Origin of the sequence: Parabacteroides hominis (assembly GCF_014287585.1) — a bacterium.
In the GTDB taxonomy this organism is placed as follows: domain Bacteria; phylum Bacteroidota; class Bacteroidia; order Bacteroidales; family Tannerellaceae; genus Parabacteroides; species Parabacteroides hominis.
This window is the reverse complement of the sequence record NZ_JACOOJ010000066.1, coordinates 1-11,600: the sequence shown is the minus strand read 5'-3', so window position 1 is coordinate 11,600 and position 11,600 is coordinate 1. Positions and strand designations below refer to the sequence as shown.

Below are 11,600 nucleotides of genomic sequence, written 5' to 3'. Positions count from 1 at the left end.
ACCGAAGGATTTGTCAACAAATTAAAGATGATTAAAAGAATGTGTTATGGACGAGCAAGCATAGAACTTCTCAAAAGAATGATGATTTGTGTATAAGGCAGCAAATGTGAACAAGACCCATCCGAATTTATACCCCATTTAATTCAATTTACACGCAAGGGTAATATTTTTTAACAAACTGCTATTTTTACAGACTATTGTAAATCAAGCAACTATACAAAATCGCCTTTTTTTAGGGGGATATTGTAATCAATTCGCATCATCGGCGAGACGTTGTTGCCGGACTACCGCTATCAGAACCGTTCGATTGTCGTCCTGAAAGACGGCCTTTACATCTGCGACAGCCATTACAAACGGGACGATTATGACGAGAACGTTTGGAGCTTCCAACGGTTTGACTTGGTAAAGAAAAAATAAGAGGAGATTTTTGCACTTTTGCTGAGCAGACAAAATTATTTTCAGGACGGTTGACGTTCCCGGCAATCGTAAAGATTATTTTTGTATCATCTTAGCTTTCAAGTCATCTACAGATAGTGATTTATCCCAAACGAGCTTTATTCCCTGTTTCTCGAAAACCGCAATGTATTCAGCGATCGGAGGTAAATTTACCTCTTTTCGGAGTTTATCTAATTGATCCGGATTCTTAACCGGCCAAAGGTAATTAATATTTTCTCCGTTTATCACAACCCTTGTTGTTTGTGTTCCGTAAACCTGCATTTCGCCTTTTTTCATCAAAATACGATCTTGCAAAGTAGCGGCATCTTCTTTACCAATAATTCCCTGCTCAGCTTTTTCCTTCACTACCGGATAATATTTCTCTTGGGCAGCAAATTCAGCATGGTCAATCACCAAGAAAATAGCCGAATTCGCCTTATCCGACAAACCATCAGGCCACCCCTGATTATCCAAAAGTCCAAAAACAAATGTCTGGTTTTCTTTGTCAATCATGTTCATTTGTACTACTACAGCCATAATACTATCTTGATTACCAGAAGCAAGCATAGGCATGATCTTTTGTCTTATCGATTGGTCTTTGTCACGGATGGCACATAACATTGAATCCACAGACAAACTTTCCTGTGCCATGCAACAACACGACACATTCAACAACAACGCTAATAAAATCCGACTTTTCATACTAATAAGAATTTGATAAGAAAAGACATTTAGCAAATGTACTGAAAATTCCGTATATTTGTATCATTAACAAAAAATACAGAGAGGCCATGAAGTATAAATTATTAGTTCTCGACGTAGACGGGACGCTGCTCAACAACAAAAAAGAGATCAGTCCCCGTACCCAGGCTGCCCTTCTGAAGGTACAGCAAATGGGAGTACATATTGTATTGGCATCAGGAAGACCGACTAATGGAGTCATGCCCATCGCTGAAAAGCTGGAACTGAATCATTACGGAGGTTACATTCTTTCTTACAACGGCGGTCAGATCATCAACGTGCAGACCGGCGAGCTATTATTCGAGAAACGTATCGATCCGGAATGGATTCCCTATTTTGAGAAGAAAGCGAAGAAAAACGACTTTGCCATCTTCACCTATCACAAAGATTTTATTCTGACGGACAAACCGGATAACAAGTATGTCATCCAGGAAGCCAACCTGAATAACATGCAGGTGATCGGCGTCGACAACTTTGCCGAAGCTGTCGATTTCCCACCTTGCAAATGTATGTTGGCGAGTGACGACGAGGAATCGTTGGTCGGCTTGGAAAATCATTGGAAGAAACGCCTCGACGGTGTGCTGGATGCATTCCGCTCGGAACCTTATTTCTTAGAAGTCGTTCCCCAGTTCATCAACAAGGGAAACACATTGGGCGTGCTGATGACCAAACTGTCCGTACTGCCGGAAGAGGTGATTGCAATCGGTGACGGAGTCTGCGACGTGACTATGTTGCAGTTGGCCGGCGTCGGCATTGCAATGGGAAACGCAGACGATTCGGTAAAGGCTTGTGTGGACAAAACGACACTCACCAACGAAGAAGAAGGGGTTGCTTTTGCCGTCGAACGGGCAATCCTGGCCGAAATACGTCCGACGGAAGTACCGCTCGACCAGTTGAATATGCGTGCCAGACACGCTCTGATGGGTAACCTCGGCATCCAGTACACCTACGCATCCGAAGATCGTGTGGAAGCGACCATGCCGGTAGACGAACGTACCCGCCAGCCGTTCGGCATCCTGCACGGCGGAGCGACCCTCGCACTGGCAGAAACGGTTGCGGGATTGGGATCGATGATCCTCGCCAAGCCGGACGAAATCGTGGTCGGTATGCAGGTCAGCGGCAACCACATGTCATCCGCCCACGAGGGCGATACCGTTCGCGCCGTTGGAACCATTATTCACAAAGGACGCTCTTCACACGTTTGGAACGTCGATGTATTCACATCCACAGACAAATTGGTATCTTCCATCCGTGTAGTCAACAGTATATTAAAAAAGAAATGACACCAGACGAATTAAGGGCTTGTGAGGTAATCGATGCATTAATCAGACAAAACCGGAGTTTTGCACTCTGGCGGATACCGGGAGAATCGCCCCGTTTCGCCATGCAGACCTCCGGTTTTGCACGTCTTCTCTATAACATTGAAGAACTGGACGGACAGAGCGGTTTCGTCATTGCTCCCTTTCATGTAAGCGAACAACACCCGATCGTGCTGATCCGGCCGGACATCCGTGAACTCCCGCTCGACAAGGGGGAAGACGTTCCATGCTCAGGGAACAAAAGTTTCACGCTTATGGAACAAAAGTTTCATGCAAGGGAAACAAAAGTTCCATGTAAAGGGAACCTGAAGGAAGATTACAACCGCCGTTTCAATTCCTTCATCGAACCGCTGCGCCGAAAGCAGTTCGAGAAACTCGTGCTGTCACGCAGCCAAACGATTCCGGCAGGCAAAGCGGACTTCTCCCCTGCCGCCGCTTTCCATAAGGCAATCAGGCGGTACAAATATTCGTATGTTTATCTCTGCCATACGCCTGCGACAGGCACGTGGCTGGGCTGTACGCCCGAAATCATCCTCTCCGGCGAGAAAGGGGAATGGCATACGGTCGCCCTTGCCGGCACGCAACCGCTTCAAAACGGGGAACTGCCGACAGAATGGGACGACAAAAACAGGGAAGAACAGGAATATGTGGCCTTTTACATCCGCAAGCAGCTGCAAGCATTAGGCATCAAACCGACAGAAACCGCGCCGGCCCCGGTACGCGCCGGCGAACTGTCGCATCTGAAAAGCGATTTCAGCTTTCCCCTGCCCGATAATAAAAAACTCGGCGACCTGCTGGAACGGCTCCATCCCACACCTGCGGTCTGCGGACTGCCCAAAGAGGAGACGTATCGTTTTATCCGGGAGAACGAAGGCTACGACCGGAGCTATTATTCAGGTTTTATCGGCTGGCTGGCTCCCGAAGAGAAGAGCGACCTGTATGTAAACTTGCGCTGCATGAACATCCTTGCCGACGCGTTTGTTTTGTATGCAGGCGGAGGCATTCTCGCCTCTTCGGAAACAGAAAGCGAATGGCTGGAGACGGAAGCAAAAATGCAAACAATGATGCATCTCATTCTTGATTTTTAATTTTTAATTTTTAATTTACATGGCACACATAGCAAAAAAACTGACTGACCTCGTAGGCAATACACCGTTGTTGGAGTTCTCAAACTTCAACGCAAGTAAAGGACTGAAAGCAAAAGTAATCGGAAAGCTGGAATACTTCAACCCGGCAGGCAGCGTAAAAGACCGCATCGCATTGGCAATGATTGAAGACGCGGAAGAAAAGGGCTTGCTGAAACCGGGAGCAACCATTATAGAGCCGACCAGCGGAAACACTGGCGTGGGACTGGCTTTCGTCTCGGCTGCCAAAGGTTATAAATTGGTACTGACAATGCCCGAAACCATGAGCCTCGAACGTCGTAACCTGTTGAAAGCATTAGGAGCCAACCTGGTCCTCACTCCCGGAGCGGAAGGGATGAAAGGCGCTATCGCCAAAGCGGAAGCACTGCGCGACGAAACACCCGGCTCCATCATCCTGCAACAGTTCGAAAACCCGGCAAACCCCGCCCGGCATGCTAAAACGACCGCACAGGAAATCTGGCGCGATACGGACGGGAAAGTCGACATCTTCGTCGCAGGAGTCGGAACGGGCGGAACTATCAGCGGCGTTGGCAAAGGACTGAAAGCGCACAACCCGGATGTCAAGATCGTAGCCGTGGAACCGGCCGGCTCGGCAGTGCTCTCAGGCGGCAAGCCCGGACCGCACAAGATACAGGGGATCGGTGCAGGCTTTATCCCTAAAACCTACGACGCCTCGGTGGTTGATGAAATCATCCAGGTAGAAGGAGACGACGCCATCCGCACATCACGCGAACTGGCGCAAAAGGAAGGCCTCTTAGTCGGCATCTCTTCCGGTGCAGCCGTATATGCCGCCCTGCAACTGGCCAAGCTCCCGGAGAACGAAGGGAAAACGATCGTGGCACTATTGCCGGATACGGGCGAGAGATATTTGTCTACGGTGTTGTACGCGTTCGAGGAATATCCTTTATAAACTTATCTGTTACTTTTGGGTCAAGCCAAAAGTAACAATCACTTATAATCTCTCCGATAAGAACAAGTCGTCTCCGTCGGGAAATCTTTCGGGACTTTCTGGGTCACTTTTCCGGTTGCCGCCCATTCGGCGCCGCGAAGCAAAAGCACCTGGAAGCCTGTACACTGCATCGCGATATTATCTTCCGGCGTAGCGCCTGCATGCCCAAGCATCGTATGGAAGATGCGGGCATTCCCGTAATCGACCGTAAAGACCAGCGGTTCTTCACGGCCGGAACCTCCGGTTTCCTTATCCGAATAGGCGGTGTAGAAAATATCCCGGATATTGCCCGGTCCCCGCATACGGTCGTAAAGTTCATCCTTGGCATGGCGCCATTTCAGGGGCAAGCCTTTCACGACAGGATGCACTTTATCCCGCCCGTTCAATACATATTCGTGCTGGCGTCCGTGCGAACCGCCGACACCCGCCGAACTGTCCTTGACCAGCTTGCCATCCTGCCAGTACACATACGGGCCGGAATTTTCATTACGTCCTTCCCAGCCGCCCAAGGCACAGATCTTATTGAACTCCGGCCATTTGGAGAAAGCATTGTCGGCTGCATGGTAGATGACAACGCCGCCGCCGTTCTGCACATATTCCAGGAAACGGCGGTTCGTCTCCTCCGGCCACGAATCGCCGTTATAGTCCAGCACCACCAATTGGTAAGGGCTGAAGTCGAGCACAAAGCCGGACATATCCTTTCCCTGTCCGGGAGAGACGGCAAAGTCCACATCGAAACGGCCGGAATTTTCCAGGATTTGCTTCAGCACAACGTGGCTCACCTGCCAGTTATGATTGTTTTGTCCTGTGATCAGTAACGTTTTAATCGGTTTACGCGCTGAAACCGTACAGGCGAACAAGAGGGAAAAGACAACGAAAAGCAGCTTTCCAAAATTTAAATGTCTCATGGTATTTTATGGTTTAAAGATTTGTTTGAGGCAAATGTACTAAATCAATATGAAATATGTACTTTTGTGGCCTTAAGAAAAAATACATCCATGATGAAACATTTATCCCGAATACTACTGATAACATTCGTATTTGCTTTTTCCGTAGCCGACAGCCATGCCGACAGTTGGCGCGACAAGACAGAACTGCTCATCTATTCCCCGCGCTATTTCGGTCCGAACGCTTTCCCGATCCCGGAAATGAGGGACGGACAGGTGAGCGAACGGTACGAGGTGGAAGTACGGGGCGAATACCATTATTATACGGGCGACAAGACCTGGGACATCGTGGGGCGCGCCCTGCTGCCGTTCTTCAGGGGGCGTGCGGGAATCGAAGTGAACTGGTGCTTCAAGGAAAAATATAAGATGACGCCGGAAACGCGCGACGAACGTTTTGCCGTGGAGACGGAAAGCCCGATCAAATATAACGGCGACATCGTTATCAGCTCCTTTTTCCAAGTCCTGAAAAGCGAGAAATGGGTGGACGCGACCATCAGCGCCAACATCAAGACGGCCAGCGGAGGCCGCCTGTGCGACGCCCGTTTTACCGACGCCGCTTCCTACTGGCTCGATGTAAACGTAGGCCGGAACCTGTGGAAAAGTGCCGACGGGAAGGTCTTGATCCGTATGCAGGCGCTCGCCGGGTTCTATTGCTGGATGACGAACGACATGGTGCATCGCCAGAACGACGCCATCTCCTACGGGGTCGGGGTCACCGGCAAATACAGGGGGTTCACGCTCGCCACCAACCTGGCCGGGTTTTACGGATACGAGAACAACGGCGACCGCCCCATACACTGGCGAAACAACCTCAGATACGAGATCAAGAAAAACATAATCTCCTTCCGGTACACACACGGGATGAAGGATAATCTGTATGAGACCTATTCGTTGGGGTATATCAGGTGCTTTTGAGAATTAAGAATTAAGAATTAAGAATTAAAAATTAAACTAACGGCCTTTGCTCTCTGTTTAAAGGGGGATGAAGGTTAATCGGATAGTAAAGCTGAAGCTGGTGGATGCCAGACTCTATTTCGTGAGTCTGATCGTGGGGCTGCTGACCGGATTGGTGGCGGTTCCTTACCACTATTTGCTGCAACTATTCTTCAATATGCGGAAGGACTTCTTCCGGTCTTCGCCTCCCTGGTACGAGCATATCGCCTTATTCCTTGCCCTATGGGGAGTCCTCTGCTTCGTCGCCTGGATGGTCAGGCGGTGGCCTTACATCGGAGGCGGAGGCATTTCACAGACACGGGGCGCGATCAACGGACGCATCGAGTATGTACATTCCCTTCGCCAACTTTTAGCTAAGTTTGCGGGCGGTGTCCTGACGCTCAGCAGCGGCCTTTCGATGGGACGCGAAGGGCCTTCCGTACAGATGGGGTCCTATATAGGCGACCTGGTCGGCAAATGGGGGCACATCCTGAGCGGCGAACGCAAGCAACTCCTTTCAGCAGGTGCAGGCGCCGGACTGGCGGCGGCCTTTACCGCACCACTTGCCGCAGCCACGCTGGTGATCGAATCGATCGAACGCTTCGACGCGCCGAAAACGGCCATTACGACGATCCTGGCAGGTGTCGTCGCCGGAGCGATCGCCAGTACGATTTTCCCGATCAACCCGTATCATGACATACAGGCCATCGTCCCCGACCTGCCGATGGGGCTGCACATCAAGCTGTATATCCTGTTTGCCGTAATCGTATCGGTTTTCGGCAAATTCTATTCCCTGCTGATGCTATACGCCAAACGGATGTACCCGGCTATCCGGCAACCGGAATATGTCAAGCTGTTAGGTCTTTTGGTCATGGCGTACATCATTTCCCTGACGATCACCGACCTGACCGGCGGAGGCGAACAGTTCCTGATGCAGCAAGCGGAAGGCGGCAACAGCAATCTCTATTGGATCGCAGGAATGATGTTCCTGCACATGGTGTTTACCGTTTTCTCCTTCTCCACGGGATTGCCGGGAGGGAGCTTTATCCCGACCTTAGTGACAGGCGGACTGATCGGCAAACTCTATGCCCTCATCCTGGTGCAACACGGGATCATCGGGATGGAAAGCGTGAGCTATGTCATGCTGATCGGGATGGCCGCCTTCCTGGTCGCCGTCGTGCGCACTCCTGTCACGGCCATTATCCTGATTACGGAGATCACGGGGCATTTCGAGGTTTTCTATCCCTCCATCGTGGTAGGGGGACTCACCTATTATTTCACTGAACTATTAGAAATAAAGCCGTTCAACGTGATGTTCTACGAAGAGATGATCAACAAACCGGCCTTCCGGGAGCAGAAACGGCTGACATTGAATGTGGAAGTGATGGCCGGAGCCTATTTCGACAGGAAAGAGGTCGATACGCTCGAACTCCCCAACCATTGCGTAATCATAAATATCCACCGCGACCGCAAAGACATCCCGCCTGCCGGCGAAACCATCCTTCCGGGCGACCAGCTCACGATCGAACTGGACGCCCAGGATATAGAGAAACTGTACGAACCGCTGGTGAGCATGGCCAACATCTACTGAAAATATCCCGTTTCGTCGATGAAATATCCCTGTTCGTTGATTTCCCATTCCTGTTTTTGACAAACACGTATCTTTGCACAAAACAATTCCGGTATTAAAGGGATGCAAATGGAAACACAGGAACGCAGGCTTCAACTATTAGAAAATTTCATCTACTTAGTCATCTGGGTAGTGGTTTTAGTCATGCCTTTATGGGACATCAACCAGTTGGAAAACACCTCCGAGGTCGACTGGAAATCGGCTTTCCATGCCTGGAAGATGATCTGCCCGCTCCTGATACTGTTTTTAGTCAATAATTACATCCTGCTCCCGTTCCTGCTGATCCGTAAGAAATCGTGGCTGTACCTGTTGTTCACAATTTGCGCGGTAGGGCTGACGATCATTGTCAGCATCCGGAATATGAACGGCCAGGAGATGCACGGCAACCGCCCGCCGTGGGAAAACCGCGACCGGGAACAAGTGCGGGGAGAACGGCCACCGATGATCCCGGAAAGGATGCAGCGGCCCGATCCGGGAGGTTTCCGGCTCCCTCCGTTTATTGCGCCCCACTTCCTGATCGCCATCCTGATCATCGGGGTAAACATGGCGATCAAGTTCCTGTTCAAATCCATCCGCGACGACCATCGGATGAAGAGCTTGGAAAAGCAGACTTCCGAGGCGGAACTTGCTTACCTGAAACACCAGATCAACCCGCATTTCTTCATGAACACGCTCAACAATATCCATGCTCTGATCGACATCGACAAGGGAAAGGCGCAAAAGACCGTGCTGGAACTGTCCAAGATCATGCGATACGTCCTCTACGACGCTTCGCTGCCTTCCGTACCGCTGCATAAGGAGATACATTTCCTCTCCAACTACATCGAGCTGATGAAGATCCGCTACACGGAGCAGGTGGATATCCGGATTTCCTTGCCCGGCGAAATCCCGAACACACAGATTCCGCCCCTGCTTTTCATCTCCTTCCTGGAAAACGCTTTCAAACACGGCATCAGCTACAAGAACGAATCGTTCATCCATCTTTCCATGGAGATCAAAGACCAGGAATTGCATTGCCTGATCGTAAACAGCCACTTCAATGCAAAGGGAACGGGAGACACGGGTATCGGCCTCGAAAATACCCGGAGACGCCTCCGCCTGCTTTACGATACAAATTATACACTGCATATAGAAAATAAGGATGACCAATATCGTGTCCTTATGATAATACCCATACAATTATGATACGATGTATTACGATAGACGATGAACCCCTGGCACTTATCCAACTGACGGGGTATATAGAGAAAGTTCCTTTCCTGAAATTGGTCAAAGCGTGCAACAGCGCCCTGGAAGCGCTCGACCTGTTGGCGAAAGATCCGGTAGACCTCATCTTCGCCGACATTAACATGCCCGACCTGAACGGGGTCGACTTTGTCAAATCATTGGTCAACAAACCGATCATAATCTTCACGACGGCCTATACGGAATATGCGATAGAGGGATTCCGGGTGAATGCCCTCGACTATCTGCTGAAACCTTTCGGCTACAACGAGTTTCTGAAAGCAGCCAATAAAGCGTTGCACCAGTACGAGCTACAAGCGAAAATCCAACAACACCCTTTACCCGCCTCCCCGGAAGTTCCGGCAGAAAACGGCAATAACAACCTCTTCATCAAGGCGGACTACAAGATGATCCGGTTGGACATGAATAAAATCATTTACATGGAAAGCCAGAACGAGTATATCCGTATCTTCTTCGAGGACCAGAAGCCGGTCATGACTTTGCTAAGCATGAAGAAGTTAGAGGAGCGGCTACCGGCAGAAAGGTTCATGCGCGTCCACCGCTCCTACATCGTCAACCTGGAAAAGATAACGGCGGTCGCCAACAACCGCATCATATATGGCAAGGACACCTATATCCCGATCGGCAACCAGTACAAGGACAAATTCAACGAATACCTTGAAAAGCATTATTTAGGGAAATTATAAGCCGGAATTACCAGGTATTTATGCGGAAGAAACTTCATTTTTTTATACTTTTGTCAGCATAACGAACGCCATATTCTGCCATGAAAGCTATTATCTGTTGTTTTTCCTTCTTATTCCTATTTATATGTCCTCCGCTCTTAGCGATGGAAGGTACGGGAGTCGCACTGAAAGTCAGCCTGTCCGGGAAAATATACAAACGTTTCTCTTTCATCTTGGAAGAAGATATCCGTCCGCGCGACGACTTCAGGGAAGCCGGATGGTTCCTCAACACCGGGGAGATCAACTATCGCATTTTGCCGAATGTACGGGCGGGAGCCGGCTATATGTCGTTAGTCCGCTACAAGGCATCAGAGGAAGTGCGCAACCGGTATTACCAGTACGCCTCCGGTTCGCATCGGTTCGGGGCATTTAAAATTGCAATCCGGGAACGTTTCCAGAGCACGTACAAGAAAAATTGCCTGCATCCGACCAACTACCTCCGCAGCATGCTCACCCTCTCCTGCCGGATCGCCTCTTCGGAGTTCGAGCCTTTCGTCTATGTCGAGCCTTTCAACAACGTAGGCTATAACGGGAAGATGCATGCCGATAAAATCCGCTATTCCGCAGGCTGCGATTACCGGATGAATACCAAGAACTGCATCCAGCTCTATTACCGCTACCATACTTTCAACGTCTACGACCTGATCAACTACCGCCACGGCATCGGCCTGACCTATTCGCACCGGTTCTGACCTTCAGGAAGGAAGTTTTCTGTATTTGTCTGATAAGTCACCATTTAACGGTTCAAATATTCTTTCTAATGAGATAATTTATTTAGCTCAACAGTGATTGGGTGATGCAGTCACTTACTCAACGGAGGTTAGTTTTGAAACATAAATAATGATTTAACTGCCTTGTTCCCGCGCTTGACGCGGGATCGCAAAAGAACAGACCTTGATCGAATTTATATGGCCGGTCCTAATGCGATCCCGCGTCAAGCGCGGGAATAGGGATCACACCGATAAATCACCATTTACAGGTTCAGTTTTTCTTAGATTATCCTCTAAATACCCCCTGGTTATTTTATTTAATTAGGGTTCACACTGTTCGGGGGACTCTGTAGATCAGCATGTTGCTGTGAACCCTGTGAATGCAGGATAAAAAAAGGCGGGATCGACCGATAGGATTGGCTGATCGTAAACAGGTTTCACAGCCTTCACAGCCTTCACAACAAATCGCTGTCCATTAGTCTTTTACCGCCGTGAACCCTGTTTTCAGTTTTGTCATATAAGGGCTTGGATTGGTTCCTGTCCCATAAAATATAGGTTATAGGCTAAAAAATACAGCCTTTAGCCTGTCCGGGAAAAGCCTATAGGGTAGCAGGAAAAAGGCAGGCATCTATTCGGCAGCCGATGCCTACCTTTCTGGAAAGCGACAGGCATCAATAGGAGCAACTTCACATACGAGGTTTAAGTCTGATAGACGCAGATTAAAATAAATAAACAGGATTTCTTGACGCGGATTTAGCGGATAACGCGAATTAAACACCTGATACATATTTCTTATCCGCGTTATTCGCGAAATCCGCGTC

11 protein-coding genes are annotated in these 11,600 nt (G+C 49.4%); 9 read left to right on the top strand and 2 right to left on the bottom strand.

What is annotated here, in order from left to right:
• The first annotated feature begins 273 nt into the window (after positions 1-273).
• The gene (locus H8S65_RS20205; RefSeq protein WP_186931610.1) at positions 274-417 is read left to right on the top strand and encodes a hypothetical protein; all 144 of its coding nucleotides are present in this window, start codon (positions 274-276) and stop codon (positions 415-417) included.
• A gap of 75 nt (positions 418-492) precedes the next feature.
• On the opposite strand, the gene H8S65_RS20200 is transcribed toward H8S65_RS20205, so the two are convergent.
• A complete protein-coding gene (locus tag H8S65_RS20200) occupies positions 493-1,137 on the bottom strand; it encodes a DUF6624 domain-containing protein (RefSeq protein WP_186931609.1) in 645 nt (214 codons plus the stop codon).
• Between the two features lie 89 nt (positions 1,138-1,226).
• Here H8S65_RS20200 and H8S65_RS20195 point away from each other — a divergent pair, with 89 nt between their 5' ends.
• The 3 genes from H8S65_RS20195 to cysK are packed head-to-tail and all read left to right on the top strand — an operon-like array spanning position 1,227 to position 4,550.
• Positions 1,227-2,459, top strand: a complete 1,233-nt coding sequence (locus H8S65_RS20195) for a Cof-type HAD-IIB family hydrolase (RefSeq protein WP_186931608.1) — start codon at positions 1,227-1,229, stop codon at positions 2,457-2,459.
• Positions 2,456-3,583: an isochorismate synthase gene (locus H8S65_RS20190; RefSeq protein ID WP_186931607.1), complete on the top strand. Its 1,128-nt coding sequence runs from the start codon at positions 2,456-2,458 to the stop codon at positions 3,581-3,583. The genes H8S65_RS20195 and H8S65_RS20190 overlap by 4 nt, the downstream gene beginning before the upstream one ends.
• 19 nt (positions 3,584-3,602) lie before the next feature.
• A complete protein-coding gene (gene cysK, locus H8S65_RS20185; RefSeq protein WP_186931605.1) occupies positions 3,603-4,550 on the top strand; it encodes a cysteine synthase A in 948 nt (315 codons plus the stop codon).
• 38 nt (positions 4,551-4,588) lie between these two features.
• Here the strand turns inward: cysK and H8S65_RS20180 are convergent, their stop codons facing one another.
• Positions 4,589-5,497, bottom strand: a complete 909-nt coding sequence (locus H8S65_RS20180) for a ThuA domain-containing protein (protein WP_186931604.1) — start codon at positions 5,495-5,497, stop codon at positions 4,589-4,591.
• A gap of 93 nt (positions 5,498-5,590) precedes the next feature.
• On the opposite strand from H8S65_RS20180, the gene H8S65_RS20175 reads away from it, so the two are divergent.
• From H8S65_RS20175 to H8S65_RS20155, 5 genes are all read left to right on the top strand, one after another.
• The gene (locus H8S65_RS20175; RefSeq protein WP_186931611.1) at positions 5,591-6,451 is read left to right on the top strand and encodes a hypothetical protein; all 861 of its coding nucleotides are present in this window, start codon (positions 5,591-5,593) and stop codon (positions 6,449-6,451) included.
• A 67-nt stretch (positions 6,452-6,518) separates the two neighbouring features.
• Positions 6,519-8,060, top strand: a complete 1,542-nt coding sequence (locus H8S65_RS20170; RefSeq protein WP_186931603.1) for a ClC family H(+)/Cl(-) exchange transporter — start codon at positions 6,519-6,521, stop codon at positions 8,058-8,060.
• 108 nt (positions 8,061-8,168) lie between these two features.
• Complete coding sequence (locus H8S65_RS20165) at positions 8,169-9,284, top strand: sensor histidine kinase (RefSeq protein WP_186931601.1); 1,116 nt, start codon at positions 8,169-8,171, stop codon at positions 9,282-9,284.
• Positions 9,281-10,030 carry a LytR/AlgR family response regulator transcription factor gene (locus H8S65_RS20160; RefSeq protein ID WP_186931599.1) on the top strand — a complete coding sequence of 250 codons (750 nt, stop codon included), beginning with the start codon at positions 9,281-9,283 and terminating at the stop codon, positions 10,028-10,030. Before H8S65_RS20165 ends, H8S65_RS20160 begins: the two co-directional genes overlap by 4 nt.
• Positions 10,031-10,110: 80 nt before the next feature.
• The gene (locus tag H8S65_RS20155) at positions 10,111-10,761 is read left to right on the top strand and encodes a DUF2490 domain-containing protein (RefSeq protein WP_186931598.1); all 651 of its coding nucleotides are present in this window, start codon (positions 10,111-10,113) and stop codon (positions 10,759-10,761) included.
• Positions 10,762-11,600: the final 839 nt, after the last annotated feature.